Consider the following 16,416-nt stretch of genomic DNA (forward strand, 5'->3'; position numbering starts at 1 on the left):
CGGCGGGTCAGCGGGTGAGGAGGCGGGCGCGGGCCCTGAGGCCGCCCGCCACGGCGACGCGCAGCGGCAGCTGCCACCACGCGTCGTACCGCCCGCGCAGGTAGCGCTCGGCGCTGCGATGGTGCGCCCGCACCATCGGCGCCGGGCGCTCCCGCCAGCTGGCGCCCTGGTCGTGCACCACGCGCGCGGCGGGGACGTAGACGTTCTCCCAGCCCGCGCGTCCGAGCCGGTCCCCGAGGTCGGTGTCCTCGAAGAACATGAAGTAGCCCTCGTCGAAGCCGCCGACCTCGTCGAACGCCGCGCGCCGCAGGAGCAGGCACGAGCCGGACAGCCACCCCACCGCCCGGTCGGTCTCCGCCCCGAGGCCGGAGCGCTGCTGGTAGCGCGCGGTGAACGGGTTCCCCGGCCAGACCGGCGCGAGCACGGCGTGCGCGCCGCCCACCACGAGGCTCGGCACGGCGCGCGCCGAGGCGTAGACGCTCCCGTCGAGGTTGAGCACGGTCGGTCCGAGCGAGCCGGCCCGCGGGCGGGCCTCCCCCGCCTCGAGGAGCGCGTCGAGCGACCCGGGCTCCCACTCGACGTCCTGGTTGACCACGACGAGCCACGGCTCGGTCCCCCCGCGCGCGCCGAGGTTCGCGCCGGTCCCGTACCCGAGGTTCGCGCCCGGCCGGATCACCTCGGCGTCGTGCTCGGCCGCGACCCGGTCGACGTCCGCGTGCTCGCGGCCGTTGTCGACGATCGTCAGGCGGACGTCGGCGCTGGTCGCCGCCTCGAGCGTCTCCGCCATCCGCCCGAGCAGCGGCCCGGGGTCGTACGCGATCGTCACGACCTGGACGGCCCGCCCCCCGGCGCCGTCGGTGCCGTTCACCGGGCCCGCCAGGCCTTCCACGCCGAGTCCACCATCTCGTGCAGCCCGAGCTCGGCGGTGAAGCCGAGGAGGTCGCGCGCGAGCGTGACGTCGGCGACGGCGCGCGGCGGGTCGCCGGGGCGCCGCGCGGTCACCTCGGCCTCGACCGGGTCGCCGGTCACGGCCCGGACCTCGGCGAGCACCTCGCGCACGGAGCTGCCCACGCCGGTCCCCACGTTGACGACCGTGGGCGAGGGCGGCGCCCCCGCCGCGCGCCGCTCGCCGGCCCCCGCGAGGTGGTCGAGCGCGAGCAGGTGCGCCCGCGCGAGGTCGAGCACATGGACGTAGTCGCGCACGCACGTGCCGTCCTCGGTCGGGTAGTCGTCGCCGAAGATCCGCGGCGACTCCCCGGCGTCGAGCCGCTCGAACACCATGGGGATGAGGTTCTGCACGAAGGTGTCCCCGAGCAGCGGCGAGGCGGCGCCGGCGGCGTTGAAGTACCGCAGGGACATCGGGTCGAGCGTGCCGGCCGCGGCGGCGTCGTCGAGGATCTGCTCCCCGACCATCTTCGTGCGCCCGTACGGGCTCAGCGCGCTGGTCGGCGCGGTCTCGGCGAGCAGCTCGGCGTCGGAGACGCCGTACACCGAGGCCGACGACGAGAAGACGATCCGCCGGCAGCCCGTGGACTCCATCGCCCGCACCACGGTCAGCAGTCCGCCCACGTTCTGCGTCCAGTACCAGGTGGGCCGCTCCACGGACTCCCCCACCTGCTTGCGGCCGGCGAAGTGCACGACCGCGTCGATCCTGCGCTCCTCCATCACCTTGGCGAGCTTCTCCTCCGACCCCTCGGCCGCGAGGTCGAGCGTGACGAGCGTGACGCCGTCGATCCGCTCGGCGATGCCGGTGCTGAGGTCGTCGACCACGACCACGTCGTCGCCGCGCTCCCGGAGCAGGGACACGACGTGCCCGCCGATGTAGCCGGCTCCGCCGGTGATGAGGACTGCCATGCGAGCAGGTTATCCGCGCGCCGGGCCGCCGCGCGGGAGGGGCGTGCCCATGAGCACCGGCGGTGGCAGAGCGAGGCACCCTCAGTCGCAGGCCGTGATCTCCCACAGCTCGCCGTGCCCGCCGGTGGCGACGAGCTCGAACCCGTCCCCGGGCCGGAAGGTGAACAGGGTGGGGTCCCCGAGCGGCGCCATCTGGTGCCACGGCGCGGGCCCCGTGTCCCGGGTGTTGGTCCAGAAGTGGGTGACTCCGAGCCGCTCGACCACCGTGCAGACCTCGGGGTTCTCGCCGATCTCGTCGAACCGCGCGAGGAGGAACTGCCCGTCCGGCCCGCGCGGCCCGGCCAGGTGCGGGTAGACCACGTCGACCCCGCCCATCGAGTACCAGTAGGGCGTGCCGCGGAACCGGTCGCCGAGCACCACGGCGTCCTCGGGCAGCAGCTCGTCGGCCCGCCGGAACAGGTCGAGCTCGCCCTCGCCGGCGAGCATCCGGTACGTCAGGTGGCCAGGCACGAAGCTCTCCACCGCGTGGTAGGTCCGCAGGGTGTGGCGCAGCCCGCCGGAGCCGACGACGAGGACCACCAGCAGCGCCCCCGCGACAACCACCTCGGTCCGACGACGACGAACCCCCGCCGCGCCCGCCGCCTCGCGCCCGTCGCCCTTGTCGCCTGCGCCCCGCGAGCCACCCGCCCCACGCCCTCGACGCGCCGCGAGCACACCAGAAGCCAGGGCGACGCCGTCGCGCACGAGCACCGCGAGGGCGGCTGCAGCGAGCGGCGCGGCGCAGATGACGACCAGCGCGTCGAGCCGCATCGTCTCCGAGTACCAGACCCCCGTCGCCCACCGCAGCGGGTGGTCGGCCGGCCCCCAGGAGACCGCGGTCAGCGTGACGGTGACGACGAGCCCGACGGCGAGCCACCGTCCCCGCCGCAACCACCACACGAGCACCGCCCCGCCCACCGCGAGCCCGCTGATCGCGACCTGCGCGAGGGAGTCGAGCCCGCCGAGCTCGTACCCGCCGAACGAGCGCAGCGGCCGGTCGACGAGCAGGGAGGTGAGGATCCAGTCGTACCCGTCGTCGCCCGGGCGCTCGAAGGCCTGGACGGACTCGACGACGCCGTCGGCGAGGAGGGGCACGGACGCGAGGACGGCAAGCCCTGCCGCCGACCACACGGCGACGGCGACCGGGAGCCGCCGGTCGGTGCGGCGCAGTCGCCGGAACGCGCCGACCGCGGTGGCCACGAGCAGCGGCGCGGTGAGCACCAGCGTGGAGAACCAGGCGCTGCCGTGGACGAGGGCGAGCCCGAAGGCCGCGACGGCGGCGGGCAGCGCGGGGGCGGCCGTCGCCCGGACGTCGGGCAGGTTGCGCACCGCGAGGACGACGAGCGTGAGCAGCCCGGGAAGCAGGACGTGGGCGTAGGTGTAGGGGAACTGCCCCATCTGCGTGATGAGCCCGACGGGCAGGGCGAGGAAGGAGTGGGCGAGCACGGGGGCCGCCGCCGCGGCCACCGGGAGGGTCGGCCACGTGGCGCGGACGAGCCCGGCGACCGAGAGGGTCCACAGGAGCCCGACGACGACGATCGACGCGTTGACCGCCGCCGGGACTGACGGGAGGAACGGCACGACGGCGACGACCGAGTGCCAGCCCGTCGGGTAGAACGGCGCGTACCCGTAGTCGTAGAGGGGCGCGAGGCCGCCGAACGCGGAGGCGTCGCCGTACTCCCGGACGGTCTGGATCGCGCTGAGGTGGAACACGCCGTCCCACACCTGGCTGGGCCGGTCCGGCACCCCGATGCCGCGCGTCATCGCCACGACGTACAGGCCGGTGGCGACCGCCGCGGCGACGACGGCGAGCACGAGGTGGGGGCGGGCGAGCGGCGCCGGCTGGAGGACCGCGCCGGGGGCCGACAGCAGGGTCGAGCGGTCGGGGGTCCGCGGGGGCCGCGCCCGCCGAGCCGCCACGGACCGTCCCGCTCGCGGGGCCGCGGCCGAGGGCCCGGCGCGCTCGGTGAGGTCGGCGGCAGCATCCGCGGCGTCGTCGACCAGCCCGGCGGTCCGCCACGGCGCGGTTCCCAGCACGTGGCCGAGACCCGCGCAGGCCGCGGCGCCGAGCAGCATGCCGAGCAGGAATGTCGCCAGGCCCCAGCGCACGCCGAGCGCGCCGAGGACGACCGCCCACCCGGCCGAGAGCGCCACGGTCAGGGTGGCTGCGGGACCGAGCGCCACCAGCCCCCGCAGCCCGAGGAGGCGCAGCATCCCCCACCCGGGCCCCACCATGAGCGCGGTCATGGCGGCCAGCCCGGGCAGGGTCTGCGCCCAGGTCATCCGCCCGCGGGCGTCCCGGCCGCCGGGTCGTCGCAGTAGGTGAGCCGCCAGATCGAGGTGGTGCCCGCGCTGGCGACGAGCTCGAAGCCCTCGGCCGGCCGGACGTAGGCGAGACCCTCGGTCCGGTAGGAGTACTTCTGCTCGTCCTCCTGGGCGCCGCGCGGGTCGGTGTCCGTGTAGACGTGCGTGACGCCGAGGTCGCGGACGATCTCGCAGATCTCGGGGTTCGTGTAGATCTCGTCGAAGCTCGTCCCCAGGGTGGTCAGCTCCTCGCTGTCCCACTGGCCGAGCTGGCGGTAGAGCACGTTGACCCCGCCCATCGACCACAGGTAGCCGGCGCCGGAGAACGGGTCGCCGATGACGACGGCGTCGTCGGGCAGCACGTCGCCCGCGTGCGTGACGAGCTCGATCTCGTCCTGGCTGAGCATCGTGCCCCAGGCGATGCGGTCGGGCACGTAGGAGTTGACGATGACCTGGCTCTTGAGGTCGGCCCGGAGCCCGTTCGTCACGACGACGATCACCCCGAGCACGGCGACCAGCGCGACGAGCGCGGGCCGCGTGTCCGACCGGCGGCCGCGGTCGTTGAGAGTGGTGGTGGCCGCGGACGTCTCGGGCCGCCGGCGCGCGGCCGCCTGCCGTGGCGTGGCGGAGGGGTACGCGTGCTCGGCCTCCGCGCGTCCGGACCTCACGCGCTCGCCGGACATACGTTCGCCCTCCACGCGCTCGGAGTACGCACGTTCGGCCTCCGCGCGGCTGGTGTACCTGCGGTCGGCGTCGGCACCGTCGCGGGTCGGGCCGTCGACCATGCGCGGCTCCTCGACCTCGGTCGCCCTGCCCCGACCCGTCACGGTCACCCAGAGGTCCGCGAGCGAGCGGGCCGCGGCGGAGGCACCGAGCGCGGCGAGCGGCACGGCCATGATCCCGACGAGCACGACCACCCGGCTGGGCTGGGTGTACCAGGGGCCAGCGATCACGCGCAGGGCCCCGTCCTCGGGGCCGGCGGTGATGACGGTGAGGACGACGGCGCACACCCAGCCGAGCGCGACCCACCGTCCCGAGCGCAGGGTGAAGGTGACGGCGAGCCCCACCACCGTCAGCGCGGTGACGACGATCTGGCCCACGGACTGCCGCCAGTCGTAGCTGTAGACCATGGGGTTGTCGATGAGCACCTGCCCCAGCGGCCCCCAGTAGGTCTCCTGACCGCCGCGCTCGAAGCCGGTGACCATGTCGAGCACGGGGAAGTTGGCCAGGGCGACGATTCCGGCGACGAGCAGCGCCGCGAGCACCCCGAGCGTGACGTACACCGGCTGCCGGTGGCCGGCGTCCCACGCGTGGCGTGACGCCCGGTAGATGCCGACGGCCACGAGCGGCCCGGCAAGCAACATCATCGTGAAGGCCGCGGACCCGTGCGTGAGGCCGACCCCGATGAAGCCCACGAGGGACGGGACGGCGAGAGCGACCGTCGGCGCGGCGTGCGGGAGCTGGCGCAGGGCGAGGGCGACGAGTGCGAGCAGCCCGGGCATGCCGACGTGCGCCGCGCCGTAGGGCAGCAGCGAGACCACGCCGAGGAGGACGCCGGGCGTGGTGACGAACGAGGCAGCGACCAGCGGGGCCGCGACGGCGGCGAGGGGGCGCTGCGGCCAGACGGCCCGGGCGAGCGCGGCGCTCGAGATCAGCCAGATCGGACCCATGACGAACGAGGAGGCGTTGGCCGCCGTCGACGGGAGGTCGAACCCGGGCGAGACGGCGACGAACCCGTGCCACACGGCGGGGTAGAAGGGGCTCTCCAGCTCGTCGTACATCGGGGCGAGGCCGCCGAGCACGGAGGCGTTGCCGGTCTCCGCGATCGTGCGGATCGCGCCGAGGTGGAAGACGCCGTCCCAGGTCTGGACGGGCTGCCCGGGGGCAACCATGCCGCGGGCAAGGCTCACGCAATGGACGATCGTGCCGACCAGCACCATGGCCACGAGCACGGCGGTCGCGGTCCGGCCGAGCGGCACGGGCTGGACGATCTCCCTCGCGCGCGGCCCCGTCACCCACGGCGCGGTGCCGAGGCCGTGCCCGATCGCGGCGGCCAGGCCGACGCAGACGAGCAGGCCGAACAGCTGCGTGAATGTCGTGTACGGGACCCCGACGAGGTCATAGATGATGCCGAGCCCGCCCGCCGCGGAGATCGTGAGGACGGCGCCGCCGCCGACAGCGATGAGCCCGCGCACGCCGACCGCCGCGAGCATGAGCGCTCCCGGGACGATCGACGTCACGAGCATGAGGGTCGTCGGCAGGACGAACTGCGCCCAGGTCATCGCTCTCCTTCTCGATCGGCCTCGCCATTGTGGGGCGTGGGCCCGGTCGCGTCGCGGCCCGCTCCGGTCGCCTTGCTCACACCACGCCCCCCGAGGTCACGAGTCAGCCCGCGACGGCGAGCCCGTCACCCGCAGACGGCGATCTCCATGAGGCGCGCGTCCTCGTGCGCGGCGACGGTGCGCAGCGTGTCGGCGGGCACGTCGGCCTGGTCCGGGTAGCTCCAGCCGAGGAGCCGGTGCCCCGGGGTGTCGAGGTAGACGTGCGTGATGCCGAGCTCGATGATCCGTTCGCACACGTCAGGGTCCTGGCCCAGATGCTGGAGGTCGTAGAGGAGCTGGTCGGCCGGGTCGTCCGCCGCCGGGTACAGGGGACGGGGCACGACGTCCCAGCCGGCGAGCGCCGGGGCGAGGACGGCGCCGCTCGCGGGGGCACCGAGCACGCGGGCGTCCTCGGGCAGCTCGCCGGCGAGCGACCGCAGCCACTCGGCCTCGCCCACGTGCATCGAGTAGGGCCGGTCCGGGACGGCCTGGCGGGGCCCCTGGCGCACGGTCTCGGCGGAGACGGAGGCGTGCAGCCCGCCGGTGCCGAGGACGATCGCGGCGGTCACCGCCACGAGGGACACCGCCGCCACGGCGGGGGTGCTGACCGCAGGGCGTCCTTCCCCACCCCGGCGCCGCACGAGCCGGACGGCGAGCGCGACGACGCCGGCACCGCCGGTCCCGGCGATGACCGCCATCGGGGCCACGAGGAGCGCCTCGAGCCGGTCGTAGTCCTTGTACCAGAGCGCCGTGAGGTCGCGCAGCGGCCCGTCCGGCCCGGCCGCGAGGACGCGCAGGACGAGCAGGAGCAGCGCGGTCGCGAGGATCCAGCGGCCGCGCACGTGCTGGACGAGGACGAGCAGCCCGAGCGCGGCGAGCGCCGTGAGCACCCAGGCCGGGTCCTGGACCCCGGTGAGCGGGGGCACCGGGACCGCGTACTGCAGCGTCTCGGTGACCTCGCCGGCCTGGTCGAGGGAGATCCGCTCGAAGTCACCCATCGAGGACAGCAGCGGGATCGTCATCACCGCGATCCACGCCAGTGCGCCCACGAGCAGCGGCAGCGCGAGCACCGCGAGACCTGAGCCGACCCGGTGGCCCGCGGGTCCGCGCGCGATGCCGCGGGCGAGGAGCGCCATGCCCCACGCGGTGGCGGCCACGACGACGACGGCGGGCGCCGAGCCGTGGGCGAGCGTGGCCCCGAGCCCCGCGACGCCGACCGCCACCCAGGCCCGCACGTCCCTGGGACGGGCGACGCACCGCAGCCCGAGGACGAGGACCGGGAGGGTGAGGACGAGCGAGAGCGCCCACGGCCACTGGCCGTGGAAGTACATCGAGTAGTACGGGAAGGCCACCGCGGCCGACGCCACGACGACGGACAGCCCGGCGGCGTACGGCACGCGCGGCGCCGCGGCCCGGGCGAGCGCGGCCACGCCGACGAGGAAGCACCAGGCCACGACGGCGACGACGACGTGGGACGCGACGACGACGTCCGAGGCGAACGCCGGCAGCGCCGCGAGCCCGTGCCACAGCGACGGGTAGTAGACGCCGGACTCGCCGGGGAAGAGGGCGTCGAGGCCGCCGAGCGGGAACGGGCTGCCGTCGCCGGAGGTGACGAGCGCGGTGGCGGAGTAGTGGAAGATCGCGTCGCGGTGCTCGATCGGCTGCCCAAGTCCGAGCCCGCCCAGTCCGGAGGAGACCACGGCGAGCAGCACGACGAGACCGCCCACGAGCGCGAGCCCTGTGACGAGGCGGTCGCCGCGGCCGAGGTCGGGATCGGCGTCGCGGGCACCCGCCCGATCAGGGCCGGGCGCCCCGCTCGGCACGCCCGATGCGGGGCGGCGTCGTCGTCGGGCGCCCGTGAGGACGGCGGCTCCGGTGACGGCCAGGAGGACGACCCACGTGGTCGGCACCCAGGGCAGCCCCAGGGTGGGCACGAGCAGCGAGAGCACGCCGACCACCCCCGCCGTCAGCGGCAGCGCCGCGGCGAGGAGGGTGAGTCGGCGCAGCCCCAGCCACGCGTGTCCGATCGCGAGGCCGGGGCCGAGCAGCGCGAGGAGGGACAGTGCCGCGGTGGCGGCGATCCCTCCCAGCGGGGCTCCGCTGGGGTCCAACTACTGGCCGCCGCCCACCGTGATCCGGGGCGTGCCGGCCCAGCGGGCGGGATCGGTGACGTTGCGGCCGTCGGCAAGGATGCGGATGCCCGGCAGGTCGTCCGGGGTCAGCTCCTTGTACTCCGCGTGGTCCGCCTGGACGACCGCCGCGTCGACCTGCTCGCCGAGGTGGTACGGGGCCCAGCCGAACTCGCCGAGCTCGGCGTCGGAGTACATCGGGTCGTGGACGGCCACCTCGGCGCCGCGGGCGCGCAGCTCGGTGACGGTCTCGAAGACGCCGGAGAACGCGGTCTCCTTGACGCCGCCGCGGTAGCTCGCGCCGAGCACGGCGACCCGGCGGCCGGACAGGTCGCCGAGGGTCGACTCGAGCCGGCCCACCACGTAGGCGGGCATCGAGGCGTTGAGCTGGCGGGCGGTGCGCACGATCGTCGCGTCGGCGTCGGTCGAGAGGTAGAGGCGCGGGTAGACCGGGATGCAGTGGCCGCCGACCGCGATGCCCGGGCGGTGGATGTGGCTGAACGGCTGGGAGTTGCACGCCTCGATGACGGTCATGACGTCGATGCCGACCGTGTCGGCGTATCGCGCGAACTGGTTGGCCAGGCCGATGTTGACGTCCCGGTACGTGGTCTCGGCGAGCTTGGCCATCTCGGCGGCCTCCGCGTTGCCCATGTCCCACACGCCGTTGGCGCGCTCGAGGTCGGGGCGCTCGTCGAAGGTGAGCACGGCCTCGTAGAACTCGATCGCGCGGCGCGTGCCCTCGTCCGACAGGCCGCCGACGAGCTTGGGGTAGCGGCGCAGGTCCTGGAACACGCGGCCGGTGAGCACGCGCTCGGGGCTGAAGACGAGGTGGAAGTCCTCCCCCTCGGTGAGGCCGGAGATCTCCTCGATGAGCGGCTTCCACCGGTTGCGGGTGGTGCCGACCGGGAGGGTCGTCTCGTAGGAGATGAGCGTGCCCGGCGTCAGGTGCTCGGCGAGCGAGCGCGTGGCGGCGTCCATCCAGTCGAAGTCCGGGTCCCACGTGGCGTCGTCGACGAACAGCGGGACGACGAGGACGATCGCGTCGGCGCCGGGGATCGCCTCGGCGTAGTCGGTGGTGGCGCGCAGGCGGCCGGCCGGGACGAGCTCGGTCAGCTTCTCCTGGAGGTGGGCCTCGCCCGGGAAGGGCTCCTTCGCGGCGTTCACCGAGTCGACCGTCGCCGCATTGATGTCGACGCCGATCACCTCGTGCCCGGCGTCCGCGAACTGCACGGCGAGCGGCAGTCCGATCTTTCCCAGGGCGACGACGGCGATGCGCATGAGTGTCCTCTCGACTTCGGTGCGGCACGCGGTGGCCCCGCGCCCGCCTCTTCCGCGGCGGGTCCCATCGTAGGTGCCTCGACCCGCCGGGACGCCCTACCGGTCAGGCCCGCCGGTCGAGCGCGGCGAGGTCGGCCGCGACCTGGCGGGCGCGCGCGGCCCACGTGTGCTCGTGCCGCGCCTCGCGCACGTGCGCCGCCACGGCCTCGACCTCCCCCGCGTCGTCGCGCAGGGCGGCGAGCCGGTCCGCGAGCGCGTCGGCGTCGTAGTCGACCGCCCACCCGAGCCCGCCGGTCTCGATCGTCCGGCCGGCGAGCGTCCCGGTGGCCGCGAGGACCGGCTTGCCGTGACCGATGTACTCGTAGAGCTTGATCGGCGCCGCGAAGTCCCGGTACTCCGAGGGCTCGACGACGATCGAGCACGCGTCGGCCCGGCCGAACAGCGGGAGCAGGCCGTCCCCGCGCTCGTGGACCACCTCGACCCGGTCGCCGAGCCAGTCGGCGTACTCCCCGCGCGCGGCCTCCCACGAGTCCTTCGGGGTGCACAGCAGGAGGTGGACGCCGGGCGTCGCGTCGACGGCGCGCAGCAGCTCGTGCATCCGGTAGTAGGAGGTGACGTTGCCGACGTAGAGGAGTGTGAAGGGGCCCTCGGTGCGCGGCACGTCGCGGAGTGCGCCGCCCGGCGGGAGCGGCGCCATCTGCTCGGGGCGCAGGTGCGGGACGTGCACGGCGAACTCCCGCGAGGGGACGTAGACGCGGTCGAGGAGGCGGCGGTAGGCGCGCAGCTCCGCGTGGTACAGCGTCCGGGTCCCGGCGGCCACGACCGGGTGCACGCGCTCGGTGTACTCGGGGTAGCGCCAGTAGATGTCCCGGTAGAACACGCTCGTCGGCACGCCGTGGCGCCGCAGCAGCCGGGCGAGGCGCACGTCGACCACGGGGTGCGTGGGCAGGTGGTGCGGCTCGGTCAGCACGGTCGGCATCGTCGAGGACTCGCCGTACGCGAGGTCGACCCGCAGCCCGTTCTCGAGGCGTCGGCCGAGGTCGCGGACGGCCGCCGCCCGCTCCTTGCCGTGCCCGGTCACCTCGACGACCTCGTACCCGAGCCCGCGGAACGCGTCGAGCATGCGCACGGGCCGGATGCCGGAGCCCGACGTCGAGCCCTCGCCCACCGGGTAGGGGGCGTGGTAGACCATCGTCCGGCCCTGCCCCACCGACTGCTCGCTCACCGGACCGAGCCGTGGACGTGGGCGGCGAGGGCGTGCGCGTCGGCGTAGCCGGCGGCCACGGTCTCCACGGAGAAGGCGTCGCCGATCGTCGCGGCGACGTCCTCGGCGGAGAGCGTGGCGGTGCGCTCGTGCAGGTCGAGGACCGCGTCGGCGTAGGCGCCTGCGTCCTGGACGTCCACGAGCGTGCCGACGCGCGGGTCGACGTACTCGCCCTGGCCGCCCGTCGAGCCCACGACGACCGGGCGCCCCGCCACGAGCGCCTCGGCGCAGGAGACGAAGAAGTTGTCGCCGCGGGTAGGGCCGAGGAAGAGGTCGGCGCGGGCGAGCTCGCCGAGGACGCCGTCGCGGTCGAGCGTGCCGGTGAGGTGGATCCGCTCCCCCACCCCGACCTCGTCCGCCCGGTCGCGGACGGCGCTCGCGAGCGGGCCGTCGCCGACGAGGGTGAGGTGCGCCGGGTGCCCGCGGCGGCCGAGCTCGGCCACGACGTCGACGGCAAGGAGCGGGTCCTTGCGCTCGACCAGGCCGCCGACGCTGACCATGCGCAGCTCGCCGGATGGCTCGGGCCTGGCCGGGACGGTCGCCAGCGGCGGGACGATGCACGGCACCACGGCGGTCGCGCGGTCGCCGCGCACCTCGCGGATCGGGTCGGCGAGGAACTCGCACACGGCGGTGACGACGTCCGGCCGGTCGAGCAGGCGGCGCACGAGCGGGAGGACGGCGCGCGTTCCGAACCCCAGGTTCTCCGGGCTCGTCAGTCCCGAGTAGTGCTCCGTGTGCACCCACGGGGCGTCCGGGCGCCCGACGACGAACGGCAGGAGCGCGGAGATCGCGGTGGTGTGGACGACGTCGGCGCCGTCGAGGATTCCCGGCAGGGCCGCGGCGACCTGGGCGATCTGGTCCGGGCGCGAGGGCGTCATCGGCAGGCGCAGGACCTTGAGCCCCTCGTGGTAGACGTGCCGCGTGCCGTCGTCCTGGTGGCCGGGGACGAGGTGGACGACGTCGACCGTGTCCCCGCGCGAGGCCATCGCGAGCGCGTCGCGGACGACGAACGAGCCGGAGCTCGGCGCCAGGGCGGTCGGGAACCAGGTGGTGACGACGACGACTCGCATGCCCCCGAAACTACCCGGCCGCTCCGCCTCCGGCGGGAGCAGGCCGCACTAGGCTCGGTGACCGTGAAGATCCTCTCCGTCGTCGGTGCCCGCCCCCAGTTCGTCAAGCTCGCGCCGATCGCGCACGAGAGCGCCCGCCGGGGTGCCGAGCACCTCATCGTCCACACGGGCCAGCACTACGACCCGCTGCTGTCCGACGTCTTCTTCTCCGAGCTGGAGATCCCGGCGCCGGACGTCCACCTCGGCGTGGGGTCGGGGAGCCACGGCCACCAGACCGGGTCGATGCTCGCCTCGATGGACGACGTGCTCACCGAGCACCGCCCCGACTGGGTGCTCGTCTACGGCGACACGAACTCCACGCTCGCCGGCGCCGTGGCCGCCGCGAAGCTGCACGTGCCGATCGCCCACCTCGAGGCGGGCCTGCGCTCGTTCAACCGGCGGATGCCCGAGGAGATCAACCGCGTGCTCACCGACCACGCCGCGGACCTCCTGCTCGCGCCCACGCAGGTGGCGGCCGGGCACCTCGCGGACGAGGGGCTGGCCGGGCGCACCGTCGTCGTCGGCGACGTGATGACCGACGTCCTGCTCGCCACCCGCGAGGCCGTGGGCGACGCCCGCCCGGCAGCGCTGGAGGAGGAGGGACTGGCCGACGGCGAGTTCTACCTCGCCACCATCCACCGCGCGGAGTCCACCGACGACCCCGACCGGCTGCGCGCGATCGTGCAGTCCCTCGCGGGGCTCGACGCGCCGGTCCTGCTGCTCGCCCACCCGCGCCTCGTGGCCAAGGCCGAGGCGGCGGGCATCGACCTGTCCGGCGGCGCGCTGCGCACGCGCACGCCGCTCGGCTACCGGGACCTCGTGGCCGTGGCCGACCGGGCGCGCGGCGTCGTCACCGACTCGGGCGGCCTGCAGAAGGAGGCCTTCCTCCTGCGCACGCCCTGCACCACGGTGCGGACCGAGACCGAGTGGGTCGAGACCGTCGAGCTCGGCTGGAACGTGCTCGTCGAGCCGGGCGACGCGTTGCTCGCGGCCGCCACCCGGCCGCGCCCCGCGGACACCGACGCCACCCCGTACGGCGACGGCGACGCCGCCGCCCGCGTGCTCGACGCCCTGCTCGCGCCCCGCTGACCAGCGTTCACCCTCACCCACCCGCTGCCCACACACGGCCGACACGACGGAGCCCCACCATGACCACCGGCACCGACCCGCTCGACGACTGGGGCCCACAGGCACCTGTGCACCGTGGACGCAGCGGCGGGGCCGACGCGCCCTCGGCCCACCACGCCTCCACCGGCGGCGCCGACGCCTCGCAGGCACCCGAGCGCTCGTCCGCGCCCTCCGGGACGGCCGCGGGGTTGCGCCGGACGCGGGCCTACGTGGTGGGTGCCATGGTCGTCGGTGACCTCGTCGTCATCGCGGTCGGCCTGTTCCTCTTCGAGCCACCGACCCGCTGGGTCGTCCTCGCCGCCGGAGTCCTCGGCTTCGCCGCGGCCGCCTACATGTGGAACCTGTACGGCCGGCAGATCAGGGGGCTCGAGGAGGACGAGGCAGGCATCCCGCGCGCGACCCCGCGCGACCCGAACGCCTGATCCAGCACCTCCCCTCACTCACTCACCCACCCACCCACCGACCTCACCCGCGCGCCGCGAGTCCCCCGATCGCGAGCAGCGCCGTCGCCGCGGTCGCCGTCAGCGTGCGCCACGCGTTCCACCTGGTCCACGGCCGCTCGAACGCCGAACGGGCGGCAGCGAGCAGGCGATCGTCGTCGTCGGGCGCCCGGTCGAGCCGCTCGTTGAGCGGCACGTTGACCGCGAAGGTGATCGCGAGCGTGAGGACCGTCCCCGCGAGGCCGGCGACCAGCCAGGGCAGCGCGGATCCAGCTCCGTCGGCCCCGCCGGCGTCGTCCACCCTCGTCCACCCGAGCACCACGGCCGCGACGGTCGCGACCGGCGTCCCCACGAGGACCACCCCGAACAGCGGGTTGAGGATCGCCCGGTTGACCGACCGCATCGTGGCGACGAACGCGGCGTCGTCGACCCGGCGCAGGCCGGGCATCACCGCGCAGGTGAAGCCGAGGAAGAGTCCCGCGACGAGCCCGTTACCCACGGTGGCCGTGACCAGCGCGGCGGAGGCGGCACTCATCGAACAGTCCCCACCGCAGCTCCTCCGACCAGCGCGCCGATCGTCTCCTCGACGGGCGTCGTCACGCGCACCGTCCGGTCGCCGCGGGGCGCGAGCAGCCCACGTGCGTCGGCGAGGTAGAGCTCGGCGAGACTCTCCGCGACGTGGGCGTCGAAGCCGGCGCCCGCGAGCGTGCCCGCCCACGCCTCCTCCGGTACGACGACGACGTGCAGCTCCCGCCCGAGCGCCCGGCCCAGGTGACCGGCGACCTCGGCCTCGGTGACCTCGGGCCCCAGCACGTCGACCACCTCGCTCGCCCCTCCCTGCTCTCGGATCAGCTGCGCGGCAACGGCCCCGACGTCGGCGGTGGCCCCGAGCGGCAGAGGCTCGTCGGCCGACGGCGCGAGGACCGGGTACACGCCCTCGGTACGCGCGACCTCGAGCACGTCGGTGACCTTCTCCTGGAAGTGCCCGGACCGCATCGCGGTCAGCACGCTCACCCCGCGCAGCGCCTCCTCGAGCCGGTGCAGGCCGTCGACCGGGCCGGTGCCGGCCCCGAGGTCCGCACCGCCCGAGGAGAGCAGCACGACGCGAGGCACCCCGGCATCCTCCACGGCGCCCGCGATCGAGGCGGTGAGCCGGTCGGCGTGCGCATCGAGGTCGTCGGCGGTGAGGTCGAAGGGCAGGAGGGCGAACATCGCTTCCGCCCCGCGCAGGGCGTCGGTCAGGCCCGCGCGGTCCGCGAGGTCGACGACCCTTGCGTCGGCCCCGGCATCGCGCCACCGCTCGGCGTCCGCGTCGCGGCGCACGAGGACCCGCACCTCCTCCCCCTCGTCGAGCAGCCGGCGCGCGGCGGCCCCTCCGACCCGTCCCGTGGCTCCTGCGACTGCGTACATGGCGTCCTCCCCGATGTCGGTGCCGACCGGCGTGCCCGGCGCGGCACCACCGACGCTAGAAGCTCCCTCCAGGCGTTCCCAGCCCCGTTCCGCCGTCGTTCTTGTCCGATCGTCCGGAAGCACTGTCGCGACCCGGCCGGATACGCAAGGCTGAGGTCATGCTGACGACACCCTGGGAGACCCGCGACCGGCTCGCGCGGGCCCTGCAGACGCTGCGGATGCGCGGCATCTTCTACGGGCACTCCGAGCTGACCGCGCCGTGGTCGCTGCGGATGCCGACCGTGCCCGACTCGCTCAGCTTCCACGTCGTCACGTCGGGGGCCTGCCGGCTCGAGGTCGGGGGCAGCGACCCGGTCGAGCTCGGCCCCGGCGATCTCGCGCTGGTCCCGCACGGGCGCGGGCACGACATCGCGAGCGGCGAGGGCGCCGGCACGCCGCGTCCCGTCGAGGACCTCCCCCAGGAGTGGCTGGGCGAGCACTACGCGGTCCTCGAGCACGGCGGTGGCGGCGCGCACACCCGGCTGATCTGCGGGATCGTCGGCTTCGACGAGCCGGCCGCGCGCGAGCTGACGAGCCGCCTGCCGGCCGTCCTCACCGTCGACGCCGACGCCTCCCCGGTCGGCTCGGCGATCCGCGACACGCTCCGCCTCATGGTCGACGAGCTCACCCGCCCGCGCGCCGGCAGCGAGGCCGTGGCCACCCGGCTGGCTGACATCCTCGTGGTCCAGGTCATCCGGGACTGGCTCGCGCACGACGACGCCGCACGGGACGGTTGGCTCACCGCCCTGCGGGACGACCGCATCGGCCGCGCGCTCGACGCGATCCACGCCGAGCCGGGCGGCGACTGGAGCGTGGATCGGCTCGCGCGCACCGCCACGATGTCCCGGTCGACGTTCGCGGCGCGGTTCTCCGAGCTGGTCGGCGAGACGCCGAACGGGTACCTCACCCGGTGGCGGATGCGGCTGGCCCAGGAGCGGCTCGCCGGCGGCGACGCGACGGCCGCCCAGGTCGCCGCCGAGCTCGGCTACCGGTCCGACGCCGCCTTCAGCCGCGCGTTCGTCCGTGCGGTCGGCCGGACGCCGGGGGCCGTCAGGGCGGCCGCGCGCGCGATCTCCACCTGAGCCTCCCCGTCACGCCGAC

13 protein-coding genes are annotated in these 16,416 nt (G+C 75.1%); 3 read left to right on the plus strand and 10 right to left on the minus strand.

The features are described 5' to 3' along the window. Positions 1–7: 7 nt before the first annotated feature. From ACPYO6_RS09480 to ACPYO6_RS09515, 8 genes are all read right to left on the minus strand, one after another. A complete protein-coding gene (locus tag ACPYO6_RS09480; protein ID WP_425714611.1) occupies positions 8–889 on the minus strand; it encodes a glycosyltransferase family 2 protein in 882 nt (293 codons plus the stop codon). Then, positions 865–1,854 (minus strand): UDP-glucose 4-epimerase GalE, encoded by a 990-nt coding sequence (gene galE, locus ACPYO6_RS09485; RefSeq protein WP_425714612.1) that lies wholly within the window; start codon positions 1,852–1,854, stop codon positions 865–867. Before galE ends, ACPYO6_RS09480 begins: the two co-directional genes overlap by 25 nt. Positions 1,855–1,935: 81 nt before the next feature. Continuing rightward, positions 1,936–4,176: a DUF6541 family protein gene (locus ACPYO6_RS09490; protein ID WP_425714613.1), complete on the minus strand. Its 2,241-nt coding sequence runs from the start codon at positions 4,174–4,176 to the stop codon at positions 1,936–1,938. After that, positions 4,173–6,479, minus strand: coding sequence for a DUF6541 family protein (locus ACPYO6_RS09495; RefSeq protein WP_425714614.1), 2,307 nt, complete (start codon positions 6,477–6,479; stop codon positions 4,173–4,175). The genes ACPYO6_RS09490 and ACPYO6_RS09495 overlap by 4 nt, the downstream gene beginning before the upstream one ends. A 125-nt stretch (positions 6,480–6,604) precedes the next feature. Then, positions 6,605–8,629 (minus strand): DUF6541 family protein, encoded by a 2,025-nt coding sequence (locus ACPYO6_RS09500; RefSeq protein ID WP_425714615.1) that lies wholly within the window; start codon positions 8,627–8,629, stop codon positions 6,605–6,607. Further along, positions 8,630–9,925, minus strand: coding sequence for a nucleotide sugar dehydrogenase (locus ACPYO6_RS09505; RefSeq protein WP_425714616.1), 1,296 nt, complete (start codon positions 9,923–9,925; stop codon positions 8,630–8,632). Between the two features lie 103 nt (positions 9,926–10,028). Continuing rightward, positions 10,029–11,150, minus strand: a complete 1,122-nt coding sequence (locus tag ACPYO6_RS09510) for a glycosyltransferase (protein ID WP_425714617.1) — start codon at positions 11,148–11,150, stop codon at positions 10,029–10,031. Next, positions 11,147–12,259, minus strand: a complete 1,113-nt coding sequence (locus ACPYO6_RS09515; protein WP_425714618.1) for a glycosyltransferase — start codon at positions 12,257–12,259, stop codon at positions 11,147–11,149. Before ACPYO6_RS09515 ends, ACPYO6_RS09510 begins: the two co-directional genes overlap by 4 nt. A 63-nt stretch (positions 12,260–12,322) precedes the next feature. On the opposite strand from ACPYO6_RS09515, the gene wecB reads away from it, so the two are divergent. Further along, positions 12,323–13,387 (plus strand): non-hydrolyzing UDP-N-acetylglucosamine 2-epimerase, encoded by a 1,065-nt coding sequence (wecB, locus tag ACPYO6_RS09520; RefSeq protein WP_425714619.1) that lies wholly within the window; start codon positions 12,323–12,325, stop codon positions 13,385–13,387. A 59-nt stretch (positions 13,388–13,446) separates the two neighbouring features. After that, a complete protein-coding gene (locus ACPYO6_RS09525) occupies positions 13,447–13,848 on the plus strand; it encodes a hypothetical protein (protein ID WP_425714620.1) in 402 nt (133 codons plus the stop codon). Positions 13,849–13,891: 43 nt separating this feature from the next. Here the strand turns inward: ACPYO6_RS09525 and ACPYO6_RS09530 are convergent, their stop codons facing one another. Further along, positions 13,892–14,401 carry a DUF1772 domain-containing protein gene (locus ACPYO6_RS09530; protein WP_425714621.1) on the minus strand — a complete coding sequence of 170 codons (510 nt, stop codon included), beginning with the start codon at positions 14,399–14,401 and terminating at the stop codon, positions 13,892–13,894. Then, positions 14,398–15,276 carry an NAD(P)H-binding protein gene (locus ACPYO6_RS09535; protein ID WP_425714622.1) on the minus strand — a complete coding sequence of 293 codons (879 nt, stop codon included), beginning with the start codon at positions 15,274–15,276 and terminating at the stop codon, positions 14,398–14,400. Before ACPYO6_RS09535 ends, ACPYO6_RS09530 begins: the two co-directional genes overlap by 4 nt. 158 nt (positions 15,277–15,434) lie before the next feature. Between ACPYO6_RS09535 and ACPYO6_RS09540 the strand changes: the two genes are divergently transcribed. After that, positions 15,435–16,397, plus strand: a complete 963-nt coding sequence (locus ACPYO6_RS09540; RefSeq protein ID WP_425714623.1) for a cupin domain-containing protein — start codon at positions 15,435–15,437, stop codon at positions 16,395–16,397. The last annotated feature ends 19 nt before the right edge of the window (positions 16,398–16,416 follow it).

Origin of the sequence: Georgenia sp. Z1344, from assembly GCF_049856295.1 — a bacterium.
GTDB lineage: Bacteria > Actinomycetota > Actinomycetes > Actinomycetales > Actinomycetaceae > JB111.